This window comes from Porphyrobacter sp. MBR-49 (genome assembly GCF_053628655.1).
Window position 1 is genome coordinate 424,459 of sequence record NZ_JBRJGU010000001.1, and the last position, 23,563, is coordinate 448,021.

Annotated in this window: 23 protein-coding genes and 1 tRNA gene; 10 read left to right on the forward strand and 14 right to left on the reverse strand. The window is 63.1% G+C overall.

Annotated features, from left to right (window positions below):
* Positions 1-23: 23 nt before the first annotated feature.
* Positions 24-1,625, forward strand: a complete 1,602-nt coding sequence (locus ACSSV3_RS01980) for an ABC transporter substrate-binding protein (RefSeq protein ID WP_354326859.1) — start codon at positions 24-26, stop codon at positions 1,623-1,625.
* A 1-nt stretch (position 1,626) separates the two neighbouring features.
* On the opposite strand, the gene ACSSV3_RS01985 is transcribed toward ACSSV3_RS01980, so the two are convergent.
* The 4 genes from ACSSV3_RS01985 to ACSSV3_RS02000 are packed head-to-tail and all read right to left on the reverse strand — an operon-like array spanning position 1,627 to position 5,400.
* The gene (locus ACSSV3_RS01985) at positions 1,627-2,622 is read right to left on the reverse strand and encodes an ABC transporter ATP-binding protein (protein WP_354326857.1); all 996 of its coding nucleotides are present in this window, start codon (positions 2,620-2,622) and stop codon (positions 1,627-1,629) included.
* Positions 2,619-3,629: an ABC transporter ATP-binding protein gene (locus tag ACSSV3_RS01990; RefSeq protein ID WP_354326855.1), complete on the reverse strand. Its 1,011-nt coding sequence runs from the start codon at positions 3,627-3,629 to the stop codon at positions 2,619-2,621. The genes ACSSV3_RS01985 and ACSSV3_RS01990 overlap by 4 nt, the downstream gene beginning before the upstream one ends.
* Positions 3,626-4,462 (reverse strand): ABC transporter permease, encoded by an 837-nt coding sequence (locus ACSSV3_RS01995; RefSeq protein ID WP_354326853.1) that lies wholly within the window; start codon positions 4,460-4,462, stop codon positions 3,626-3,628. Before ACSSV3_RS01995 ends, ACSSV3_RS01990 begins: the two co-directional genes overlap by 4 nt.
* Entirely contained in the window at positions 4,459-5,400 is a 942-nt protein-coding gene (locus ACSSV3_RS02000; RefSeq protein WP_354326851.1) for an ABC transporter permease, read from the reverse strand. Before ACSSV3_RS02000 ends, ACSSV3_RS01995 begins: the two co-directional genes overlap by 4 nt.
* Positions 5,401-5,535: 135 nt before the next feature.
* On the opposite strand from ACSSV3_RS02000, the gene ACSSV3_RS02005 reads away from it, so the two are divergent.
* Positions 5,536-6,207 (forward strand): glutathione S-transferase family protein, encoded by a 672-nt coding sequence (locus ACSSV3_RS02005; protein WP_354326849.1) that lies wholly within the window; start codon positions 5,536-5,538, stop codon positions 6,205-6,207.
* A gap of 149 nt (positions 6,208-6,356) precedes the next feature.
* Here ACSSV3_RS02005 and glpX read toward each other — a convergent pair whose 3' ends face one another.
* The gene (glpX, locus tag ACSSV3_RS02010; protein ID WP_354326848.1) at positions 6,357-7,385 is read right to left on the reverse strand and encodes a class II fructose-bisphosphatase; all 1,029 of its coding nucleotides are present in this window, start codon (positions 7,383-7,385) and stop codon (positions 6,357-6,359) included.
* A gap of 64 nt (positions 7,386-7,449) precedes the next feature.
* Between glpX and ACSSV3_RS02015 the strand changes: the two genes are divergently transcribed.
* Together ACSSV3_RS02015 and ACSSV3_RS02020 are read left to right on the forward strand one after the other, a co-directional pair.
* The gene (locus ACSSV3_RS02015) at positions 7,450-8,109 is read left to right on the forward strand and encodes a hypothetical protein (protein ID WP_354326846.1); all 660 of its coding nucleotides are present in this window, start codon (positions 7,450-7,452) and stop codon (positions 8,107-8,109) included.
* Positions 8,110-8,118: 9 nt separating this feature from the next.
* Positions 8,119-8,790: a hypothetical protein gene (locus ACSSV3_RS02020; RefSeq protein WP_354326844.1), complete on the forward strand. Its 672-nt coding sequence runs from the start codon at positions 8,119-8,121 to the stop codon at positions 8,788-8,790.
* A gap of 85 nt (positions 8,791-8,875) precedes the next feature.
* Here ACSSV3_RS02020 and ACSSV3_RS02025 read toward each other — a convergent pair whose 3' ends face one another.
* Complete coding sequence (locus tag ACSSV3_RS02025) at positions 8,876-10,204, reverse strand: homoserine dehydrogenase (RefSeq protein WP_454184739.1); 1,329 nt, start codon at positions 10,202-10,204, stop codon at positions 8,876-8,878.
* Positions 10,205-10,282: 78 nt separating this feature from the next.
* Complete coding sequence (locus ACSSV3_RS02030) at positions 10,283-11,008, reverse strand: hypothetical protein (protein WP_354326841.1); 726 nt, start codon at positions 11,006-11,008, stop codon at positions 10,283-10,285.
* Positions 11,009-11,537: 529 nt separating this feature from the next.
* On the opposite strand from ACSSV3_RS02030, the gene ACSSV3_RS02035 reads away from it, so the two are divergent.
* The 4 genes from ACSSV3_RS02035 to ACSSV3_RS02050 all read left to right on the forward strand — a co-directional run bounded on the left by ACSSV3_RS02035 (position 11,538) and on the right by ACSSV3_RS02050 (position 14,166).
* Positions 11,538-12,209, forward strand: coding sequence for a TonB family protein (locus ACSSV3_RS02035; RefSeq protein ID WP_354326839.1), 672 nt, complete (start codon positions 11,538-11,540; stop codon positions 12,207-12,209).
* A 66-nt stretch (positions 12,210-12,275) separates the two neighbouring features.
* Positions 12,276-13,043: a MotA/TolQ/ExbB proton channel family protein gene (locus tag ACSSV3_RS02040; protein ID WP_354326837.1), complete on the forward strand. Its 768-nt coding sequence runs from the start codon at positions 12,276-12,278 to the stop codon at positions 13,041-13,043.
* 131 nt (positions 13,044-13,174) lie between these two features.
* Complete coding sequence (locus tag ACSSV3_RS02045) at positions 13,175-13,705, forward strand: ExbD/TolR family protein (protein ID WP_354326835.1); 531 nt, start codon at positions 13,175-13,177, stop codon at positions 13,703-13,705.
* A 29-nt stretch (positions 13,706-13,734) separates the two neighbouring features.
* Positions 13,735-14,166, forward strand: coding sequence for an ExbD/TolR family protein (locus ACSSV3_RS02050; protein ID WP_354326833.1), 432 nt, complete (start codon positions 13,735-13,737; stop codon positions 14,164-14,166).
* Between the two features lie 134 nt (positions 14,167-14,300).
* Here the strand turns inward: ACSSV3_RS02050 and ACSSV3_RS02055 are convergent, their stop codons facing one another.
* The 5 genes from ACSSV3_RS02055 to ACSSV3_RS02075 all read right to left on the reverse strand — a co-directional run bounded on the left by ACSSV3_RS02055 (position 14,301) and on the right by ACSSV3_RS02075 (position 20,399).
* Positions 14,301-16,802, reverse strand: coding sequence for a ligase-associated DNA damage response DEXH box helicase (locus tag ACSSV3_RS02055; protein ID WP_354326831.1), 2,502 nt, complete (start codon positions 16,800-16,802; stop codon positions 14,301-14,303).
* Positions 16,777-17,607, reverse strand: coding sequence for a DUF2059 domain-containing protein (locus ACSSV3_RS02060; protein WP_354326829.1), 831 nt, complete (start codon positions 17,605-17,607; stop codon positions 16,777-16,779). Before ACSSV3_RS02060 ends, ACSSV3_RS02055 begins: the two co-directional genes overlap by 26 nt.
* A 129-nt stretch (positions 17,608-17,736) precedes the next feature.
* Entirely contained in the window at positions 17,737-19,152 is a 1,416-nt protein-coding gene (gene pgmG, locus ACSSV3_RS02065) for a phosphoglucomutase/phosphomannomutase PgmG (RefSeq protein ID WP_354326827.1), read from the reverse strand.
* Between the two features lie 87 nt (positions 19,153-19,239).
* The gene (locus ACSSV3_RS02070) at positions 19,240-19,545 is read right to left on the reverse strand and encodes a J domain-containing protein (protein WP_354326825.1); all 306 of its coding nucleotides are present in this window, start codon (positions 19,543-19,545) and stop codon (positions 19,240-19,242) included.
* Positions 19,545-20,399, reverse strand: coding sequence for a division plane positioning ATPase MipZ (locus tag ACSSV3_RS02075; protein ID WP_354326823.1), 855 nt, complete (start codon positions 20,397-20,399; stop codon positions 19,545-19,547). Before ACSSV3_RS02075 ends, ACSSV3_RS02070 begins: the two co-directional genes overlap by 1 nt.
* A 115-nt stretch (positions 20,400-20,514) precedes the next feature.
* Between ACSSV3_RS02075 and panC the strand changes: the two genes are divergently transcribed.
* Together panC and ACSSV3_RS02085 are read left to right on the forward strand one after the other, a co-directional pair.
* The gene (gene panC, locus ACSSV3_RS02080; RefSeq protein WP_354326822.1) at positions 20,515-21,381 is read left to right on the forward strand and encodes a pantoate--beta-alanine ligase; all 867 of its coding nucleotides are present in this window, start codon (positions 20,515-20,517) and stop codon (positions 21,379-21,381) included.
* A 96-nt stretch (positions 21,382-21,477) separates the two neighbouring features.
* Positions 21,478-21,551, forward strand: a tRNA-Gly gene (locus tag ACSSV3_RS02085).
* Here the strand turns inward: ACSSV3_RS02085 and ACSSV3_RS02090 are convergent.
* Both ACSSV3_RS02090 and ACSSV3_RS02095 read right to left on the reverse strand, forming a co-directional pair.
* Complete coding sequence (locus ACSSV3_RS02090; protein WP_354326820.1) at positions 21,520-21,948, reverse strand: exonuclease domain-containing protein; 429 nt, start codon at positions 21,946-21,948, stop codon at positions 21,520-21,522. The two genes, ACSSV3_RS02085 and ACSSV3_RS02090, sit on opposite strands and share 32 nt — an antisense overlap.
* Positions 21,949-22,138: 190 nt before the next feature.
* Complete coding sequence (locus tag ACSSV3_RS02095; RefSeq protein WP_354326818.1) at positions 22,139-22,645, reverse strand: hypothetical protein; 507 nt, start codon at positions 22,643-22,645, stop codon at positions 22,139-22,141.
* Positions 22,646-23,563: the final 918 nt, after the last annotated feature.

The following is a 23,563-nucleotide window of genomic DNA, read 5'->3' on the forward strand; positions in this document are numbered from 1 at the left end:
ATCGATCGGCAGGACTGGCGGGAATGTTAAGCAGACGCCAGTTTGTCGGTCGATCCGCCAGCGCCGTGGCGCTGGCTGGATTGAGCGTTTCGTGCACCAGGGTCGATACGCGCAACACCTTGCGGATCGTGCCCTATGCCGATCTGCAGGCGCTCGATCCGATCGTCACCACCATCGGCATTGTCCAACGCCACGCGATGATGGTGTATGATTTCCTGTTTGCCCGCGATGCTGGCGGCATGGTTCAGCCGCAAATGGTCGAAAGCTGGGATCGCAGCGCCGATGGGCTGACGTGGACATTCCGCCTGCGCGAAGGGCTGTTCTTCCATGACGGCGCGCCGGTCACGGCGGATGATGTGATCGCATCGCTGCGGCGGTGGAGCGCGCGTGATGCCTATGGCCGGCAGATATTTGCTGTCACCTCGCGGATTGCCAGCGATGATGCCCGCACGGTGCGTTGGCAGCTTGACCGGCCTTACGGATTGATGTTGCAGGCCCTGTCCAAGACCGGCGGGCCGGTTCCGGCGATCATGCCGCGGCGGCTGGCTGAAACCAGCGTGACAGCGCCAATCCGCGACACCACCGGATCAGGCCCGTTCCGGTTTGTCGATGCCGAATGGATACCGGGCGGCGTGGCTGTCTATGCCCGCAACGACCAATATGTCCCGCGCGCTGAACCGGCCAGCGGAGCTGCGGGGGGCAAGCACGTGCTGGTTGACCGGGTCGAATGGCACAATATCCGCGACCCGCAGTCCGCCGTGCTGGCGTTGGCCGCGGGCGAGGTGGATTACGTCGAAAACCCGACCGCCGAATTCCTGCCGATGCTGCGCGGTGAGGATGTTACCATCGTGCGCAACGATCCGCTGGGCACGCAGGGAATGCTGCGGATGAACCACCTGCATCCACCGTTCGACAATCCGCTCGCGCGGCAGGCACTGCTCTATCTGATCGATCAGCGGCGCTATCTGCAGGCGATGTTCGGCAACCCCGACATGACGCAGGCCTGCAACGAATTCTTCGTGTGTGGCTCGCAACTCGGCAGCACGGCGGGCATCCCCGAAGGCTTCGCACCAGACCGGGAAAAGGCACGGCAATTGCTGGCCCAATCGGGCTATGATGGCCGTCCGCTGGTGATCCTGCACCCCACCGATATCCAGTTCATGAACCTTGCCACGCTGGTGCTGGCCGATGATTTGCGCTCGATCGGGGCGAAGGTAGATTTGCAGGCGATGGATTTTGGCGCGATGTCATCCCGCCGCGCCAATCGTGCTGCGCCGGAAGACGGAGGCTGGCATATCGGGCTGACCTATTGGCCCGGCGTCGATGTGTCAGACCCGGTCGCCAATTCGCCGATGCAGGCCAATTGCGATGCGGCGTGGCCGGGCTGGCCGTGCGATCCGGCGCATCAGGCCTTGATCGACCGCTATGCCTATGCCCAGTCCGATGCCGAACGTCAGGCGCTGGCCGACCAGATTCAGGCCAGTGCATATCGGCTGTTGCCCTATGTTCCGATTGGCCTGTGGTACAATCCGATCGCCTATCGCAACAACCTGCAAGGCGTGCTGAGCGTGCCGGGCAGCAGCGTGTTCTGGAATATCACCAAGGCGCCGGCCAACCGCGCCTGACTTACGCAGGCGATGACAGCGGGAAATGGCACGCAGCAATATGCCCCCCGCCCGCGTCGACTGGTGGCGGGGCGGTGGTGGAACACACGCCTTGCGCAAACGGACAGCGCGTGTGGAACCGGCAACCCGACGGCAGATTGCTGGGGCTGGGCAGATCGCCGGTCAGGATGATCCGTTCGGCCGCATCGCGCTTGGCCGGGTCAAGGATCGGCGCGGCTGACAGCAAGGCTGCGGTATAGGGATGGCGCGGGCGGGCGAACACCGCATCGCGCGGCCCCGTCTCGACGATCTCGCCCAGATACATCACCGCCACCCGCGTGCTGATATGGCGCACCACCGCCAGATCATGGGCGATGAACAGATAGGACAGGCGGAATTCGTCCTGCAGATCCATCAGCAGATTGACCACCTGTGCTTGAATCGACACGTCCAGCGCCGATACCGGCTCGTCCAGAATGATCAGATCGGGGCGCGGCCCGATGGCGCGGGCAATGCCGATGCGCTGGCGTTGTCCGCCCGAAAATTCGTGCGGAAAGCGGTCAATCTGATCGCGCCGCAGGCCCACCCGTTCGAACAGGCGTGCCACTTCTTCGCGCAGCGCCCCCCCGCGCAGATCGGTGAAATTGCGCAAGGGTTCGGCCACCGCCTCACCCACGCTGCGGCGCGGGTTGAGCGATGCGAAGGGATCCTGAAACACCACCTGCAGCCGCCGCCGCAGCGGCCTGAGGCGGGCTTCGGGCAATTGCGAAATGTCCTCGCCATCCAGCCGGATGGTGCCGCCATCGGGCTGTTCCAGCCGCAGGATGCAGCGCCCCACGGTCGATTTGCCGCAGCCGCTTTCACCCACCAGACCCAGCGTTTCGTTGGCGGCGATGGTCAGGCTGACCCCGCTCACCGCCTGCACCGCGCCTGCGGGTTTGCCGCGCAGCTGATCGATCAGGCTGCGCGGGTGCGCAAAGCGTTTGATCAGTCCGGTCACCTCTAGCAGCGCAGTCATGCCGCACCCCCGGCCAGTTGATCATGTTTCCAGCACGCGCTCAGCCGGTCAGCGCCAACCGCGGTCAGCGGCGGGCGGTTGGTGCGGCAATGGTCGTCTGCCAGCGGGCATCTTGCGGCGAACCCGCAGCCGGGCAGGCTGCCGGCATTGTGCGGCACCGCACCGGGTATTTCGACCAGCCGCGCGTGCGCATCATCGCTGATCGCGCTATCGAGATGCGGCATCGATCCCAGCAGGCCGCGCGTATAGGGATGGCGCGGATTGCGGATAAGCGCATCGACCGGGCCTTCTTCGACCTTGCGCCCGCCATACAGCACGATCACCCGGTCGGCATTTTCGGCAACCACGCCCAGATCATGCGTGATCAGCAGGATCGCCATGCCTAGCCGTTCGCGCAGATCGCGCAGCAGTGCGAGGATTTGCGCCTGTATCGTCACGTCGAGCGCGGTGGTCGGTTCATCCGCGATCAGCACGCGCGGCCCGCACGACAGCGCCATCGCGATCATCACCCGCTGCCGCATCCCGCCCGAAAGCTGGTGCGGATATTGATCGATCCGCATATCGGCCTGCGGAATCCTCACCAGTTCCAGCACTTCGATGATGCGGGCGCGCACGGCTTCGTCGCTACCGCCTTCATGCAGACGGATCGCCTCGCCAATTTGCTGGCCGATGGTCAGCACCGGGTTGAGCGAGCTCATCGGATCCTGAAAGATCATCGCCAGATCCTTGCCGCGCACCCGCCGCAAGGCACGATCATCGAGCGAGGCGAGGTCGATCCCGTCGAGCCGGATGGTGCCTGCAACAATCTTGCCCGGAGGATCGGGAATCAGCCGCAGCGCGGCGAGCGAGGTGACGCTTTTGCCCGAACCGGATTCGCCCACCAGCGCCAGAATCTCGCCAGCATGAAGGGTCAGGCTGACATCGTCCACCGCGCGCGTGGTGCCATCGCGCCCGCGAAATTCGACCGCCAGATGGTCAATCACCAACAGGGGTTGCCGCGCGCTCATGGCTGCCCCGTGAAACGCGGATCGAAGGCATCGCGGAGTCCGTCGCCCAGAATATTGACCGACAACACCATCACCGACAGCACCAGACTGGGAAACAGCACGATATGCGGCGCCAGCTGGAACACGGTGCGGCCTTCGGAAATGATGTTCCCCCAGCTTGGCGTTTCGGGCGGGACGCCTGCGCCGATGAAGCTCAGCACAGCCTCGGTCATCACGGCTGCGGCGAACACGTAACTGGCCTGCACCAGCAGCGGGGCGAGCAGGTTGGGTACGATATGCCGATAGAGGATCACCGGCACCGATGTGCCTGCGGTGGTGGCCGCTTCGATGAACAATTGCCCGCGCAGTGCGATCACCTGCCCGCGCACCAATCGCGTCACACGCGGCACTTCGGCGATAGTGATGGCGATCACGATGCTGCGGATGCTCGGCCCGGAAATCGCCACCAGCGCGATCGCCAGCAGGATCGACGGGATTGCCATCAGGCCATCCATCACCCGCATCAAAATGCCATCGACCCAGCGGATGAAGCCCGCCAGCAGTCCCAGCAGCAGGCCGGAAAAGATCGCTGTCAGCGCCACCACGCAGCCGACCATCATCGACACCCGCGCGCCGTAAACCGTGCGGCTGAAGACATCGCGGCCGATCTGATCGGTGCCGAACCAGTACCGCGCATCGGGGTCCTGCAACCGGTCAAACGGCGCGATCAACTGCGGATCGATCGGGGCGATCAACGGCGCGGCGATCGCTGCCAGCGCCATCGCCGCCAGCAACGCCGCTCCGACTGCGGCACCGCGATGCTGCCGCATGGCCTGCGCAACCCCCGCGGTCATAGCCTGATCCTCGGATCAAACAGACCGTAGCTGAGATCGATCAGCAGATTGAGCAGCACATAGGCGACCGAAAATAGCAGGATCACGCCCTGGATCACCGGATAATCGCGGCGCAGGATCGCATCGACTGTCAGCCGCCCCACGCCGGGGATGTTGAACACGGTTTCGGTCACCACCACCCCGCTGATCAGCATGGCGAAACTGATGCCGATAATCGTGACAATCGGGATCGCCGCGTTCTTCAGCGCATGGCCGATCAGCACCCGCATCACCGGCAATCCCTTGGCCTGCGCGGTGCGGATGTAATCCTGCCGCAGCACCTCCAGCATCGCGGCGCGGGTGGTGCGCGCAATCAGCGCAGCGTTCAGCACGCCCAGCGCAAAGGCGGGCAGGATCATGTGGCGGAGGAATGGGCCGATCCCGTCCATCAACGGCTTGTATCCCTGCACCGGCAACACCGGCAGCGCGACCGCCAGCAGCAGGATCAGGCAGTAGGACAGCACAAATACTGGCACTGAAAAGCCCAGCACCGCAAACCCCATCGCCCCGCGATCAAGCCAGCTTCCGGGCTTCCACGCCGCCAGCACGCCCAGCGGGATCGCGATCAGCAATGCCACCAGCAGCGATAATACGGTAAGCGCGATGGTCGGTTCGAGCCGCTGCGCGATCAGGCTGGTGACAGGGCGGCCGGAAAACACCGATTGCCCCAGATCGCCCCGCAAAACCCCGCCACCCCACTGCAAAAACCGTTGCAGGAACGACTGATCCAGCCCCAGCGACGAACGGATGCGGGCGATTTCCTCGGCGCTCGCCTGATCGCCTGCCAGCACCGCCGCCGGATCGCCGGGGGCAAGGTAAAGCAGCGAAAACACAATGATTGCCACCAGCAACAACACCGGGATGGTCGCCACGATCCGGCGCAGGACATATTCAAGCATGGCCAAAACCGGTCAGATGGCGCGCGGGGCACCCGGCGTTCCGGCGATCTTCGATCAGTATCAGAGCCAAAATCGCCATTGCCGCAGTCCTATCGGGTATTTTCGGACAACTCAATCGGCGTGCATTATAGGGCGTTGAAGATTGACAGAGGACGGCACCCGGTAATGCAGATCGAAACGCTTGAAGCTTATTTATGGGCCACGCCGAATTCGCGCCGGGTATCGATCCTGTTTGAAGAACTGGGGCTGGAATACCGGGTCCACCCGGTCAACATCCGCGCCCGCGAACAATTTGCGCCCGCGATCCTTGCGCTCAATCCCTATGGCAAACTGCCGATTGTCACCTGGCGCGAACAGGGAGATGCGCATGTGATGACCGAGTCCGGCGCGATCCTGTTCCATTTCGGCGCGCGCGATCCGGCGATCCTGCCCCCCGGCGGTGCGGCGCGCGAAGCGGTGCTGGTGTGGCTGATGATGGCGATGACATCGCTTGGCCCGATGACCGGCAATGCCCACCACTGGACCAGCCTTGCCCCCGAACCATCGGATATCGCGATGCAACACCACGTCGCGCTGGTGCGCCGGGCTTACGCGGTGCTGGAACAGCAGCTTGCCCGCCACGATTATCTGGCCGGGGATGCCTATTCACTGGCCGATATCGCCGCCTATCCCTGGGTTGCGGTGCACGATTGGGCGCGGGTTGATCTGGCCGACTTTCCTGCGATTGCCCGGTGGCTGGAGCAGGTGGGTGCGCGCCCCGCCGTGCAGCGCGGGATGCTGGTGCCGCACGGAGAAGTTCTGGCCTGACGTTGCGCGGAGGGCCGCCGCGTTTGGGGCGGCCCTTGCCCCCGTCAACCACTCACGCGATCCGATGCTCGCCTTTAATCCACCGCAAGTTTATGTGAGACGGTGCGGAGGACCGCCGCGTTTGGGGCGACCCTGCGCCTATCAACGACTCACGCGATCCGATGTTCGCCCCGTATCCACCGCACCGTGCCAGAACTAGCGCGCATCACCACGCTTTCGGTGGTCATATAGACCTCACCCGTCAGCCGGCGGCGGCGCTTTACCCCGTCGAGCAGCGAGCCTGAGGTCACGCCGGTCGCTGCGAAGATGCAGTCACCTTTCGCCAGATCTTCCAGCTTGTAGATGCGGTTGAGATCCGTGATCCCCCACTTCTTCGCGCGGGCTTTTTCATCATCGTTGCGGAACACCAGCCGCCCGTTGAACTGCCCGCCGACGCAGCGCAAAGCCGCCGCTGCCAGCACGCCCTCGGGCGCGCCGCCCTGGCCCATATACATATCGATCGTGGTTTCCTCGTCGGTCACCGCGATCACGCCCGCGACATCGCCATCGCCGATCAGCACCACCCCGCAGCCGATCCCGCGCAGTTCCGCGATCAGTTCGGAATGGCGCGGGCGATCAAGCACGCAGACATTGATGTCGGACGGCTTCACCCCCTTGGCCGCCGCCACCGCCATCACATTTTCGGTCGCGGATTTGGCGAGGTCGATAATGCCTTCGGGGTAGCCGGGGCCGACCGCCAGCTTGTCCATGTAAACGTCAGGCGCGTTGAGCAGACAGCCCTTTTCCGCCGCCGCCAGCACCGCCAGCGCATTCGGGCCGGCCTTGGCGGTGATGGTTGTGCCTTCGAGCGGGTCGAGCGCGATGTCGATCTCCGGCCCTTTGCCGATCCCGACCTTTTCGCCAATGAACAGCATCGGCGCTTCGTCACGCTCGCCTTCGCCGATCACCACGGTGCCATCCATATAAAGATTGTCGAACGCGCGGCGCATCGCTTCGACCGCGGCGGCGTCGGCAGCCTTTTCATCGCCGCGCCCGATCAATTGCGCCGCAGCAATCGCGGCTGCTTCGGTGACGCGCACCAGTTCAAGCACCAGCACGCGCTGGATGGCGTTGTCATCAGGGGCTTGCCCCACGCCTTGATTGGCGGCGTTGCGGTCGGTAGTGGTTGGCGAGTTCATGCGCAATTCAGCCTTTTATCGCTTTGGTTGCAAAAACCTTGGGAATGCCCCCGCGCATAGGCTGATGGAGACGGGTTTGTCGAGCAATGCCATTCCTGTTGCGCCGGGTTTCCGTAACGTCATGCTGTTTTTGGCCCTCTCAGCTGCGGCGCTGGTGATCAGCGATCCTGTGGCCGCACAGGATGACACCGCCGCGACAGCGCCCGCCGCTGAAACGCCGCCGCCACCGGCCCCTTCGCCACCAGCCCCGCCGCCGCGCCCGCGCATCAATGTGCTGGTCACCGTGCCGCGCGGTGAGGTTAATCAGGCGCAGGCAATCGAATGCGAAGACCGCGCCGATGCGGGTACGATCAGCGGCGAAATCGTGGTGTGCCGCCAGATCGCCGATGATGGCAGCAATTCCTTGAGCGGCAGCCGCAAGAATGCGCAGAAACGCTACGCCGAAGAAACCGCGTTTGCGGATGTGCCGCGTGCACCAGAGGCGTTCGGGATTCCCAACCACGGCAATTCCATCGGCTTTGGCTCTGTGCCGCCGCCCGCACTGATGATCGATGTCACCGCGCTGCCCAAAGCTCCCGCCGGTTCCGATGCAGACCGGATCGCGCGCGGATTGCCGCCGCTGGATCAGGATCGCGAATTGTCCGAGGAAGAGGAAAAGGCCCGGCGTGAGGCGGCAGGGATCAGGACGGTGATTCCCCCGCGCGGGAAGAAGAAGGGCGGTTAGGGCACCGCAATGTTCTGGCATGGCATAAGCGCCGCAATGCTGCTGGCGGCCAACGCACCGCCCCGGTTGCCGCCTCCATTTCAGCCGCCCGCATCGGCGTCGCGCCTTCCGCCCCGCTCGACTTCGCCGACGCCTGCGCCCGCGCCGGAACGCATTCCGATCGATCTGGGGCCGGAGGAACCGAGCGCCGCGCCGCCCGATCAGATCGACATTCTCGTACCGCCGCCCGCGCCCGAAGCGGCCAATGCGGCCTTGATCAAGGAATGCGCGGACCAGCAGGACGCGGGCGTGGTCGCGGGGGAAATCGTGGTGTGCCGCGCGCTGGAGGTGGACACCTCGCAGCTCTACAGCGGCAGCCGTGAGGCGTGGCTGAAAGACTATGCCGAACGCACACAAGGCGCGGGAACGATTGCCCCGCCTGACGTGGCTGGCCCCGGCATCTTTCGCGGGCCTGCCACGATCAGCGGGCTGTGCTTTTTCCCGCCCTGTCCCGATCCACCCGCGCTGATCGTAGATGTGGAGGCGATCCCGCCTCCGCCTGCCGGGTCTGACGCGGAACGGGTGGCGCAGGGGCTGGCTCCGCTGGAATCGGACGATGCCCCGCTATCGGACGAGGCGCGGCGGCGACTCGAAGCGGAGTTGGGGTTGCCGGAGGTGGGCGAGGCTCCACCACCAAAATAGCTGCGAGTCCCCGCGCAGGCGGGGGCCTCCATCGGTTTGGGGCTATATCGCCTGAGATCCCCGCCTGCGCGGGGATTCATAAATGCTACAACGGCAAAATCGGCAGCACCAGCGGATCGCCGGTCAGGCTGTCCGATCCTTCGAGCAGCGCGAGCGCAGCGGTGACGTTGGCTTCCTGCCCTTCATGCGTGACCATCGCCACCATCACCTCACCCGCATCATGGCCGCGGCCTTGCTGGATCAGGCTTTCGATCGAAACATTGCCATCGCGCATCGCGGCGGTGATTTCGGCCAGCACGCCGGGCCGGTCTTTGACCATGAAGCGCAGATAGGTGCGTTCGGTGCGGTGGCCGGGTTCGGCAGGCGGCATGGCGGCAAGCTGCGCGACGGGGATCGAGAACGGCGCGCCCACTTCGTCGCGGGCGATGTCGATCAGGTCAGCCGCCACCGCGCTTGCGGTCGGGCCGTCGCCCGCGCCTGCGCCCTGAAACAGCAGGCGCCCGGAAAAATTGCCCTCAGCCACCACCGCGTTGGTCGCGCCGTCGACCGCACTTAAGGGGTGGCCCTTGGCGACGAGGCACGGGCGCACGCGCTGCAGCAGGCGCGGGCCTGCGGGGGTTTCTTCGACATCGGCCTCACCGATCAACCGGATGACGAAACCGAGCGCATCGGCCTGAGCAATATCAGCGGCGCGCACCTGCGTGATGCCATTGACCCGCACCCCGGCAAAATCGATCCGCGTGCCGAACCCGATCGCCGCGAGAATCGCCAGCTTGTGCGCCGCGTCCACGCCCTCGATATCGAAGGCCGGATCAGCCTCGGCAAAGCCCAGCCGCTGCGCCTCGGCCAGCACGTCAGCGAAATCCGCGCCGGTGCGCTCCATCGTCGACAGGATATAATTGCAGGTGCCATTGAGGATGCCGTAAACCTTGGTCAGCGCATTGGCCGATGTGCCTTCGCGCAGGCCTTTGATCACGGGAATGCCGCCGCCCACTGCGGCTTCGAATTTCAGCGGAACGCCCGCCGCCTCGGCAAGCTGTGCCAATTCCAGCCCGTGATGCGCCACCATCGCCTTGTTGGCGGTGACGAGGCCTTTGCCCGCCGTCAGCGCCGCGCGCGAGAGGGCGAGCGCCGGGCCATCCGACCCGCCGACCAGTTCCACCACCACATCCACATCACCGCGTCGCGCCAGCGCGGTCATGTCGTCTTCCCACGCAAAGCGGCCGATATCGACGCCGCGATCCTTGCTCCGGTCACGCGCGCTGACGGATACCACTTCGATCGCCCGCCCCGCGCGCGCCGCGATCAGCGTGGCGTTGGTATCGAGCAGCCGGATAACGCCCGCGCCCACTGTGCCGAGCCCGGCGATGGCAATGCGCAAAGGCTTGGGTTGCGGGGCAGCGGTATCGGGCAAGCGGTCCTCCATGATTAACCGGAAACGCCGCTTAACCTGCGTCCGCGCGCGGTCAAGCCGCGAGGTGACTAGGGCAGCTCAGGTAATCCGCCGCTCGCAGGCTCCAAGCTGGCTGATGACAAAGGCATAATCCGCCGCCGCAAGCCGTCGTTCGGACGGATCCCGCGCGAGGTTGGTGCTGCTCGGCAGTTGCGCGGGCAGGGCGCAGGCGAGGCGATACCAGCGCAGCGTTTCAGGCGCGGGCGGGCGCGCCGCCGCATCGATGATTTCGCCCCAAGACACGCCCCACTGCACCTGCTGGCCCGGACGGCGCAGGATGGTGAGCGACACCGGCGCGCGGCTTTCGGTGGCGAGGAAGATCTGCGTCTCCGATTCGCCGGTCAGGGTGCCTGCCACCGCCAGCGCATCGCTGATCCCGGTGATTCGCGGGACTGGATCGGCGGCGTAAAGCTCGGTCAGGATCGGGCGCAGCCGGGCCTCCAGTTCGGGCGTGTAGTCCAATTGCGCCTTGGGCGCGATCAGCCGCACTTCGCCTGGCCGACCCGGCACCGGGTCGGCAAACAGCACCATTTCGCGGTTCTTGAGCTTGGGCACCTTGCCCTTCGCGTCCAGCGGCACGTCAACCAGATAGGCCAGCGCCGACCCGGCACCGCTGCGTCCGGCGATCACCGCCAGCGTGTTTGCTTCTATAAAAAGCCGGGCGAATCCCGGTGCCAGACCGGGTGCACGTTCGGGCTTGAGCGTGGTCTGGCGGCGAATCTGGACGCGAATAACCAGGTCAGCCGCGTCCGAAAGTGTCGCCAAATCGGCATAAGTCGGACTATTTATTGCCGTTGGCGCAACCGCGCTTGCACCCTGTGCATGGGCCGCGCCGGGCACCATTACAAGGCTGGCTGCGACCCAAGTAAGTGCCCTTAGAGGTCTGAAAAATTGTGTTAAATTACCGTTAACATAGTGGTTCATGGTGGCATCCATTGATCGGCTTTGAACCTGCATTCTAGCAGCCCCGGTTGGACATTGCTTGCAGTGAATTGGCGCTGAACCGCAAAAGCGTTTGATCGACTGGGGGATGCTCGTTAAAGCCCTGAGTGCTGACCATGTGGGACTGGGGACATTGCCACACGGACAGCTCAGGTTGCGCTTTGGGCGATTGCGTTCAGGGCGTGCCAGTCGGGAGAGGTTTGGGCGATGCGCGATATTGGCGATTGCTCTTTCTGTTACTTCCGGCATGGGAGGACCAAAATAATCGGGATCTGCTCACTGGCCTGATTGGCCGGAGAGTGGGGAGTGTGCCGATCGCATGATCGGCGAGTAATTGGAGAGAAAGCGCTGGATGTCCTACGCTGACCAACAACAAGGATTGACCGGCCCCAAGCTCGTCGCAATGATTATCGCGCTCGCGATAGTCGGTGGCGTCGGGGCAGGTATGGTGATCTTTCTTGCCGTCGACGCGGTCAAAGAGATAGTCGAACGCGTCACCACCGTGAACGTTGAGGAAGAGCCGCCGCCACCGGACGAGCCACCGCCACCACCAGAAAACATTCCGGAACCGACGTCGCCGCCGCCGCCTGTGGCGCCGCCGCCGATGATCAATATTGCGCCGAATCCGCCGCAGATTGAAACGATACCGATTCCGCCACCGCCGCAGCCGACAAACGTCCGCCCAAGCGTGGTAGAGGCGCCTCCGGGGCCGCCGGCCCCGCCGTCGAAAGCGCGCGGTGCCCGCACCAAGAACGAACGTAGCTGGGCTGCCCGCATTCAGGAAAACTACCCGCCCCGCGCCTTGCGGGAAGAGGTTGAAGGCACTGTGGGCGTGCGTGTGACTGTCACCGTTGACGGTCGCGCGACAGGCTGTTCGGTAACTGCGTCAAGCGGGTCGAGCATTCTGGATCAGGCCGCCTGCACCGGGATGGAGCGTTACGCACGCTTCGAGCCTGCGCTGAATGATGCCGGCGACCCGACCACGGGCAGCTATTCGACTCGCATTACCTATCGTTTGAACTGACGGACAATCCGGCTGGCGGCACCACCGCTTGCCACTGGAACAATTCTTTCAAGAGGACTTTTCGCAATGAACCTTACCCTTCTCGCCGCGGCCGCCGCGGAAGCAGCGCCTGAAAACAAGTTCGGCTTCGTCGAAGCCATGGAGCAGGGCGGCCCGGTCGCCTGGTCGATCCTTGCCGTGCTGGTGATCATGAGCATCGGCTCGTTCTACATTCTGTTCACCAAGCTGTTCGAGCAGAGCAAGATCATGCGTCAGTACAAGACCGTGCAGTCGAGCTTCTGGCGTGCTGGCACCCTCAAGGAAGGCGCGGCCAAGCTGGAAAAGAACAGCGCGTGGCGCCAGCTCGCAGACGATGCGGTCAAGGCTCAGGAAGAGCATGGCAAGATGACCGACAGCCTCGAATCGCATGATTACATGCACGGTTCGCTGCAGCGTTCGGAAGATTCGATCAACGCTGTGCTCGCGGGCGGCCTGCCGTTCCTTGCATCGGTTGGTGCGACCGCGCCGTTCGTTGGTCTGCTCGGCACGGTGATCGGGATTTACCGCGCGCTCATCAACATCGGGATCGCAGGGTCGGCCTCGATCGACAAGGTCGCTGGCCCGGTCGGTGAAGCGCTGATCATGACTGCCATCGGTCTGCTGGTCGCTGTGCCTGCGGTGCTTGCGTTCAACTGGCTGCAGTCGCGCAACCGTCGTATCGGCGAGCTGCTGAGCAGCTTCTCGACCGACATTCTGGCCTTCATCAACTCGAACGGCGCGGTGAAGCCGGCGGTAACCGCCGCTCCGGCGGCCAAGCCTGTTGCCAAGCCTGTCGCGTCGGGCACCAAGGCCTGATTGCCATTGTCGCAAACCGGCGGGGGTGCCTTTCCGGGTGCTCCCGTCGCTTTACCGGGCGGGGATTCTGATAAGAACCGCCGCCAGTTCGTAATCTTCAAGTCAATATTTTGACAGGCTAGGAATTCACAATGGCGATTTCGACGGGAGGCGGGGGCGATACCCCAATGTCCGACATCAACACCACGCCGCTGGTGGACGTGATGCTGGTGCTCCTGATCATCTTCCTCATCGCGGTTCCGGTGGCGATCCAGACGATCGAAAAGCTGGAAATCCCGGTGTTCGAATCGATCGAATCGAAGGACAAGGTTGAAAACCTGCTCCTCACCGTCAGCACCACCGACGGGGGCGGCCGCAGTGCCGGGGAACCGGGCTTTAACGGTGCCTCGCGTGAGGGTGACTGCCGGGTCTATTTCAACAACATCACCCCGGTTTCGTCCGAGGAATTGCAGAAGATGGCGTTCGACCGCCTCGATGCAATCGTCAAGCGGGCGGGTGGGCCTGAAGCCCTGATGGAAAACCCCGATCAGATCCCGCAGGTGCATATCCGCGGCGACGTAAACGCACCGTGGAAATGCGTGGCGGGCGCGATCTACAATGTTCAAATGGCTGGCTATCCGATCGTCGGGTTCATCTCGAACCCGGTCGAACCGGGTATCTGATCCGTCAAGCAATCTAAGGAGTAACTGCCATGGGGATGTCCGGAGGTAAGCTCGACGGCCAACCAATGCTCGACATGAACATGACGCCGCTGATCGACGTTCTGCTCGTTCTGCTGATCATGTTCATCATTACAATTCCGGTGGCGACCCACTCGGTCGACATCGATCTGCCGCAGCCGGATCCCAATCCGCCGCCGGTGATAATCGAACCGGTCAAGAACAAGCTGGTGCTGACACCCCAGGATCAGATCCTGTGGAACGGCACGGCGATCACCGAAGGCCAGCTGCGCACCATCCTCGCTGAATCGACCAAGATGACGCCTGAGCCCGAACTGCAGTTCGAGCCTGAGGCGCTGGCCAGCTACAGCCTGTCGGCGCGTGTGCTGCAAGACATCAAGGTGTCGGGCGTGACCAAATTCGGGTTTGTCGGCAACGACAAGTATCGCGAATTCGGCAAGTAAGTTTGCCGGGTCTAGGGGTGCCTTAGGGTGCCCTTAGGGGTGGCTTAGAGGGGCGCTGCGAGGGATCGCGGCGCCCTTTTTGCGTCGCGCAGGCCAATGTTTCACGTGAAACATTTGTGGGGTAATGCCGCCAATCAATCCCCCTCGCGCTGCAAGTCAGGGCGCATCGCCGCCGCAATCAACCCCTCGGCCTCAAGCAGCAATTCATCATCCACCGCGCCTTGCGGCACCGCCTCGCGCCCGATCATGGTCATCACCGGCACCGCCAGCGGGGACACCCGGTCAAGCGTCACATGAACCAGTTCACGCGCAGACCGCTCAAGCAAATCCGCGAGCCGCCCCACGTCGGTCATCCGCGCTCGCGCATCGGCCCAGGCCGCTTCGATCAGAACGTGATCGGGCTCATATTTTCGCAGCACGTCGTAGATCAGATCGGTCGAGAAGGTCACTTGCTTGCCCGTCTTCCGCGTGCCCGGATGCTGGCGTTCGATCAGCCCGCTGATCACCGCCACCTCGCGGAAAGCGCGGCGCAACAGGTGGCTTTCTGTCACCCATGCGGTGAATTCATCGGTCAGAATATCGGACGATAACAGCGGCACAGGGTCGGTGATCGGCCTCAGCCCCCACACCGCCAGACAGTAATCATTGGCGACAAACCCGCCCGGCAACAGCCCGCGATCTTCCATCCGCCGGGTGATCAGCATCCCCAGTGACTGGTTCGCGTTCCAGCCCGCAAAAGTATAATAGGCGGCGTAATGCTTGCCCGCGTGGGGGAAGCTTTCGACCAGCAATTCGCCCGGTGCGGGCAGGCGGCTGCGGTAATCCTGCATCTCCAGCCATTCGCGCACATCATCGGGAAACCGCCCCCAGCCCGCGCGGTCAGCCAGCATCGCCTGCACCCGCGTTGCCAGATGCGTGGTGAGCGGCAGACGCAGCCCGCCATAGGATGGAATAGTCGCGCTTTTCTTGGCCGCGCGCACCACCACGTCCATGTCCTTGAGGCTCTCCACTTCAAGGCTCACGCCTGCAAAGAAGAAGGTATCGCCGGGGGAAAGCTGCGCGGCAAAGCGCTCCTCGACCTTGCCCAGGCTGCGCCCGTTCTTGAAGCGCACGGTCAACATTTCGGAATCGACGATGATCCCGGCATTCATCCGGTGGCGCTGCGCCTGATTGGGGTGGGCGAGCCGCCACACACCTGATTTGTCGCGCACAATCCGCTGGAACCGGTCATAGGCCTTGAGCGCATAGCCGCCGTTCGAAACAAACTGCAGCACACGTCGAAACGTCGCGTCATCCAGCCCGCTATAGGCGAGGGCAGAGCGAACCTCCGCCAGCAACGCGACCTCATCGAACGGCCCCGCGCAGGCGCAAGCCATGATGTGCTGGGCGAGTACGTCGAGCCCGCCGGGGCGAAACGTCGCGCCATCGCGCTGCCCCTGATCGACCGCGTCCTTGGCCGCCATCGCTTCGAGAAACTCAAACCGATTGCCCGGCACCAGCACCGCGCGGCTCGGCGTATCGAGCCGGTGGCCCGCGCGTCCGATCCGCTGGAGCAGGCGTGATGAACCCTTGGGCGCGCCCATCTGAACCACCAAATCAATATCGCCCCAGTCGACCCCCAGATCGAGGCTGGCGGTGCACACCAGCGCGCGCAATTCACCGCGCGCCATCGCCTCTTCAACCTTCCGGCGCGCCTCGGTGGAGAGGCTGCCGTGGTGGATGCCGATGGGCAGGTGATCGGCGTTCTCCTCCCACAGGCACTGGAAGATGAACTCGGCCAGAAACCGCGTATTGGTGAACACCAGCGTCGTGCGATTGGCCTTTATGGCTTCGTAAAGCTGCGGCACCGCCCAGCGTCCGGCATGCCCGCCCCACGGCACGCGTTCTTCGACGGGGAGCAGGATTTCCACCTCTGGCGCAGCGCCAGCCTCGCCCAGCACCAGATCAGCCGCTGCGATTTCGCCCTCTGCGCTAGCCGATTGGGGCGCGAGCCATTCCTGAAAGGCGCGCGGGTTGGCCAGCGTCGCTGACAGCGCGGCGCGCTGCGCTTGCGGGGCGAGCGCGTGCAATCGTGCAAGGCTGAGCGCCAGCAGATCGCCGCGCTTGTCGGTGGCAAAGGCGTGGACTTCGTCGATCACGATCCGCCGCAGCCCGGCGAACAGATCAGCGCTTTCGGGATAGGACAGCAGCAGCGACAGGCTTTCGGGCGTGGTCAACAGCACATGCGGCGGGCGTTCCCGCTGGCGCTTCTTGCGGTTCGATGGGGTATCGCCGCTGCGGGTTTCAACCCGGATGGGCAGGCCGATGTCCTCGATCGGGGTGAGCAGATTGCGCTTCACATCCTGCGCCAACGCCTTCAGCGGTGAGACGTAGAGCGTGTGGAGGCCATCGCCTGGCACCGCGCCTGCAGAGGGGGCAAAGTCGCACAAAGTCGGCAGAAACCCGGCAAGCGTCTTGCCCGCGCCCGTATCGGCGACGAGCAGCGCGTCGCGACCCGCGCGGGCCTTTGCCAGCATCTCCACCTGATGCCGCCGCACCCGCCACCCGGCCTTCGCAAACCACGCGGCGATTTCTGGCGGGATGGGCGCGGCAGGATCGGGCGGGGTCACGTCATTCGAAGTCGGAATCGCCTTCATCGCGGTTCAGATTGGCCTCGATTTCCTCGACGCTGTAGCCGGTCATTTCCGCCACCCGCGCGCGCTCTTCCGGCGAAAGATCGGCAAAGCTGCGCACCGCCGGAAGATCGGCCACGCTTTCGGCTATGCGTGCTTCCATATCGCCCATCATCCCCATCAGCGCGGGCATGGCGTCCATGCTGGCAGCCATGATGCGCGGATCGCTCGCCATCAGGAAGCTTTCGCGCGCATATTTCGCGCCGGCCGGGGTGGAAAAGAATGCGTCAATCTCCGCAAGGTCGCTGTCGGAAAAGCGGATCGCATAAAGCTCGGCCATCGCCTTGCGCATCCCCGGCTCCATCAGGGTCATCACATCCTTCATCATCGCCGGGATTATCGCCATTTCGCGTTGTTGGCGTTCGGCCCATGCCGGGTCAAACAGGCTGGCGAGTTCAGCCGCCTGATCCTCGCCAAGATCGAGTGCGTAGGGCGGAAGCCCGATCTGCCTTGCCAGCGTAGTGGTCGCGCCATCGGGCGCTGCCGCCATCATCGGGCCCATCACGCCATTGTACACCTTGTCCATCATCTCGGCCATGGTGCCTTCGGGGATGACCTTGGCGATCAACTGCTCGGCTGCGGGAAGCCGCGCTTGCTGTTCGGCGGTCAGCGGTTCGGCGGTGAACATCCCGCTGAACATATCGGTCATCGCGGCCAGTTGATCCGCTTCGCTTGGTGCGCTTGGCGCGGCATCCTGCGCAGCGAGCGCGGGTGTTGCGACAAGCAGGGCCAAGCCTGCGGCGGCGGCGGTCAGCGAACGCATGATCATTCAATCTCCCGTGTTGCGAGCGCTTTATACCAAAGCTCGATGCGTATCATTCATCGAATTTTGGTTAAGCCCGTGCGGTGCCCCGCGCATTCCCAGCGCGTGATGCGTCAGCATCTCAGCGCGCTGGAACTAATGCCCGACACTGTCCCCGCGTTCCAGCCCCGACAGCGCCAGTTGTTCGTCAATCTGCGCCAGCAGCCGATCGAGCCCCTCTGCGCTCTCGCTCTCCGCGCGGGCGACCAGCACGTCCTGCGTGTTCGATGCCCGCAGCAGCCACCACCCGTCAGCGGTGTTGACCCGCACGCCGTCGGTCGCGTTGACACTTTCAACAGCCGGGCCGGGGTTGGTGGTGAGGCGCGCGGTAATTTCCGCCATCGCGGCGAATTTGCGCGTCTCGTCTACCTGAAACCGCAGTTCGGGGGTGTTGAGCATTACCGGGATCGCCCCGCGCAATTCGGTCACCGATTTGCCCAGCCGCGCTGATGCCGCCAGCAGCCGCACCCCTGCGTAAAGCGCATCGTCAAAGCCGTAATAGGTATCGGCAAAGAACACATGCCCGCTCATCTCGCCAGCCAGCGGCGCGCCAGTTTCCTTCATTTTGGACTTAATCAGCGAATGGCCGGTCTTCCACATCAGCGGCTCTCCGCCAAGCTCAGCCACCCGGTCAAACAGCGCGCGGCTGGCCTTCACATCGGCGATAATGGTCGCATTCGGACGGGTTTTGAGCAGGTCTTCGGCATAGATCATCAACAGCTGATCGCCCCAGATCACCCGGCCTGTGCCGTCGATCGCGCCAATCCGGTCGCCATCGCCGTCAAAAGCTACTCCGAAATCGAGGTTCTTGTCCGCGACGAGCGCGCGCAAATCGGCAAGGTTCGCCTCCACAGTCGGATCAGGATGGTGATTGGGAAAATGTCCGTCAACTTCGGTAAACAACAGGTGGTGTTCCCCCGGCAGCCGGGCCGCCAGCGCTTCGAGCGCGGGGCCGGCCGAGCCGTTCCCCGCATCCCAGCCGACGCGCAGCCCGGCGAGCGCAGCGGGATCGATTCCGGCCAATCCTTCGAGCAGGCGCTCGATATACTCGCCCATGACGTCGCGCGTGATGATGTTGCCCGCGCCACTGGCGAACGCCCCGCTTGCGGCCAGTTGCCCAAGCTTCTGGATATCGGCGCCGAAGAACGGCCGGCCAAGAAATACCATCTTGAAGCCATTATAATTGGGGGGATTGTGGCTGCCAGTTATCTGAATGCCGCCATCCACTTCTTCGGCTGAGGCTTCGGCATAATACAGCATCGGGGTGGCGCTCAGGCCGATCCGCACCACGTCACATCCGCTCGCGGTCAAGCCTTCGACCAGCGCGTGTTCGAGCATTGGTGAGCTTACCCGCCCGTCATACCCCACCGCGACAGTATTGCCGCCTTCTGCGCGCAGCATGGTGCCAAATGCCCGCCCAATCGCGCGCGCATCATCCGCGCCCAGCGTTTCACCGATGATCCCGCGAATGTCGTATTCGCGCAGCATGGTGGGGTGAAAATGGTGCTGCATGAGAAGATTGCCCCTTGATTGCTCCGTCAGTCTGGCCTGCGACTGGACGGCAAATGTGTCAATCCTGCGATCGTCCGCGCGAGCGGATCAGCCGCCTTCGTCACGGCCCGGAAGGGGCAGTTCGGCCAGCAGCAGATCGCGCGCGGCGTTGGCTTCCTGCATCGCGGCATTGGTGCCGCCCCGGTCGGGATGCACCAGCGCGGTCAAGCGGCGGTGCGCGGCGATCACCTCTTCGCGGCTCGCCCCGGCCTCCACTCCCAGCAGGCTGCGGGCGCGCCGCAGCGCTGCCCTGCGGGCGGTTTCCCCACGCAGATAGTCCCACGGCCAGCGCCCCAGCGCCCAGCGGCAAACGACGCTGAGCGCGATAGCGACAATGAACGCCTTCAGCAGCATCAGGCCAACTCCAGCTCGCTCTGCGCGCGCGCGAAATCGGGCAGGTTCAGCGCCTTGACCAGCGAACGCAATTCCTGCCGGGCGACCAGATGGCTGGTGCCCAGCTCGCCCAGATGGCCCTTGTCGAGCAAGGTCAGGCCAGATGGGAACAGCTCGCGATAGATCACGCGTTCGGAAAGCCCCTGCGTCACCCGGAAGCCCACCCGCTTGGCCATTTCGGTCAGCGCCTTGTGCAGACGCGCCTGGTTGCGCGCCTCGACATGTCCGGTGCGGTTGCGCACCACGATCCAGTCCATTTCCGGGCGCTGCTGTTCAATCGTCATGCGGCTGCGCTTCATCCGCGCTTCCCAGATCAGTTCGGCAAAGAACGACAGCTTTTTCACCTTGAACGTCTCGGCATCGACTTGCCCGATCAGATCGAAATCGACGAAGCTGTCATTCATCGGTGTTACCAGCGTGTCGGCGTTTTCCACCGCGATCCGGGCATAGGCATCATCGCGGCCCGGATTGTCGATGACGAGAAAGTCGCAGCTCGCCTCCAACCGCCGGATCATGGCGAGCAGATCGCCGGTATGTTGACCACGAAACACGTCGCATGCGGGGGTTGGCAGCGTCAATCCGCGTTTTTCCAGCGTGGCCAGCCGGTTTTCGATATAGCGGTGCATCGTGCGCTGGCGCGGATCGAGATCAATCGCGGCCACCCGCGCGCCCAGATAGGACAGCGCCACCGCGACGTGCACCGCCGTGGTTGATTTGCCCGTGCCGCCCTTTTCATTGGCAAACACAATGCGGTGCGCCTGTCCGGGCCGCAACTTGCGCGGTGCCAGCGGTTGATCAGGAGCGGCGGGTGTCATGGCGGGTTACTTTCAATCGCAGGGCACATTTCAGGTCACAGGGTCAGCCGCTTGATATAGGGCGGCCAGCACCGCTAGGGCGCTCTGGTAGGGGTCTATCCTTGGAGGCGAAGCGGTGCAAACGGTCAAGACGCTCGAAATGTTGAGAACTGCCCTGGGCCAGTTGCGAGCAGGTGGGGCACGTATCGCATTGGTGCCGACCATGGGCGCGCTGCACGAAGGCCACCTGACGCTGGTGCGCCGCGCGCGCGCGGTTGCCGATCACGTCGTCGCCTCGATCTTCGTGAACCCCAGACAATTCGGCGCGAACGAGGATCTGGACGCCTACCCGCGCCAACTGGCTGCCGATGCCGCGATGCTGGCGGGCGAAGGCTGCGCACTGTTGTGGGCACCCACGGTGGAGGTGATGTATCCCACAGGGTTCGTCACCAATATCAGCGTTTCCGGTGTCAGCGAAGGGCTGTGCGGCGCCGCCCGGCCCGGCCATTTTGACGGGGTGGCAACCGTGGTGTGCAAGCTGTTCAACCAGGTGCAACCCGATGCCGCGCTGTTCGGGGAGAAGGATTTTCAACAGCTTGCGGTGATCCGGGCGATGGCGCGCGATCTTGATCTGACCCACCCGCACGCAGACGCGATCATCGGCGTGCCGACCGTGCGTGAGGCAGATGGTTTGGCGATGAGCAGCCGCAACCGCTATCTTGCGCCAAACAGCCGCGCGGCGGCGGCGGCGCTTCCGCGCGTGATGCAGGCGGCGATTGCGGCGATCGAAGGCGGAGCGAATATCGCCGCGACACTGGCAGAGATGGAGGCCGCGATCATCGCCGCAGGGTTTGCCAGCGTTGATTATGCGGTGCTGGCCGATGCCGCCACGCTCGCGCCGCTGACCGCCTTGGGCCACACCCCCGCCCGCCTGTTGGTGGCGGCGCGGATTGGCGGAACGCGGCTGATCGACAATATGGGTGTTTCGCCCGCGCTCAAGTAGCGAAGCGGTAGCGCGACAAGCACGCCACTAAATCCTAACATCCCAAAACAGCGTTGACGCGCGCCCCTGCCTGATGGCATTGGCGCAGCCGAGCGGGCGGGTATAGCTTAGTGGTAAAGCACCAGCCTTCCAAGCTGGCTATGCGGGTTCGATTCCCGCTACCCGCTCCACAATTCCCGAAAAGCCGCAGAAAACCGCCAATCCGGAGGCGGCATGCGCACCTATTCCCCCATAGCTTCTCACACAGCATCTCACACGGCTGAGCGTCTTGATCTTGGCTGGCAGCGGCCGGCCGGGATCCTGCAGGCCATAGATTTTTTCTATGATGCCGGTGATCCGCCCTTCGCTATCGGTCTGCACCAGCGCTGCCGCGATCTCGATCACCTGATCCGTTTCCGGATCAAGTCCGTCAGTCTCGGTATCGACTACTGCGATGGTCGGCCCCGGATTTTCAGGGTTCCCCATTTTCGGCCAGTCATCCAGCCGAGCGATGGGACGAAGAATGCGCACCGCCGCGTCGGAGGTCCCATTGGCGCTTTCGCCTGCGGTATTCGTTATTCCGTTCATGCTTTACCTCGTCATAGCGAGGCGGCCGAAGGGCCTTTTCCCTTCTCCTACCGACCTCGCGCGGCGAGGCCCCCGACAGAGGTTTTCCTAATGAAACGGCATGGGTGGGCGAATTTGGGTGGAGATTTGGTAAAAATGGGGGCTAAGGGCAATCTAAGCGGCAGCTTGGTTGTCGATGATGGCAATACACCTAATCATCTCCACGAAGTTTAACACCTGTCACTGCTGCAGTGTATTCAGGATTAGATAAATTATAAGGAACGCCATCAATTGCTGTGGTGTAATCGCTTTCGAGGTAGAACTCCGGAATGGCGTAACAATCTCGATAGCTTTGACCAGGTGGAATTATACGGTCCGAGCCGATGATCTGGGAATTGTATTCAGTCGAATAACCAGAGTCTATCACGATTAATTCAAATCCAACGTTGAGTGCTGCTTTATCCGATACATTGGTGAGGCTTACACTAAGAGGGAAATTAGTAGGACAATCGTTCTGTATGGCGTTAATTTCAGCCAAGATAGCATCTTCATTGAACTTCGGTTGGCCCTTCGTCACGAGCTCGGCAATTACAAAAATTCCGAGCGATGCGATTGCTATAATGCTAAGAATTCCCACAAAGCGACCGACCTCACTCCATCCGCTCTCATGATGAACGCCTCCAACCATCTTGCTTCCCTTATCTTGGTGTTTGCCCATAAGTAACATCTGGAAGTCGAGTAGCTAAATTTTCAACGTATTACAGAATTTTTTCGTCTCGTTGACCGACGAAATCAACCGGCCTCACTTTGGAGCGCGGGCCCATCTTGAGCTAAAGGCTCAATACCAGAACACCAAACGCTACTGGCTTCCACCCTTTCGGCTTTCCAACTCGAGCTTTACGACCGCTGACTCCCGGGCGCTACAGACTTGAATCGGCGACTCATCGCTCTGCCACGTCATCCCTTTCATGACCGTGCAGAAGCACCGCCAGTAGTCCTGATGAAACCACACTGATGCGGGGCAGGACGCGCAGGCAGTCTGTGGGGGTGCATCGGCACCGTGGTCTTGCATGAGCCGGAACGCCTCCGGCTGAAAGGTCGTGTATCGCCCTACAATTTTGGCGGGCTGGGCGGGCGTTGTTGCACTCATCACATTCTCCTTATGGTTGGGGCGTTCATGGCGCAATGGTGGAGCGACCACCTTGACGGGCTGCGGAAGGGGGCAGAAGTCGTGCCGATCAAGGCGGGGAAGCGGTGATCGGCGAAAAAAACTGCAACTCGCCGACGATACGTAAGCGATCAAAGAATTTCTACGTCGTTTCAGCCTTTTATACCTAAGAGAGTTGCCCACCGCTCGCCGCAAACCCGCATAACTCGCTGGCGGATCATTTGTGCACAAACCGCATTTTCTTCGATATATCAGTTGAATGTAACCCGAATTCGCGGGGTAGGGTGTGCTCGCTGTCCCTCAATTGCGCAGTTCGGATTCAATGCCTCGGACGCTTTCAGCTTGGCGCCTTTAGACGTTTGCCCAGAACGGAGCTTCCGGCAGGCTGGACTGTAAAGCCTGGATCGGGTTCTGGCGGTTCAACGGCACACAATATGTCAGCCATTGGCAGTTTGCCGAAAGGAATGA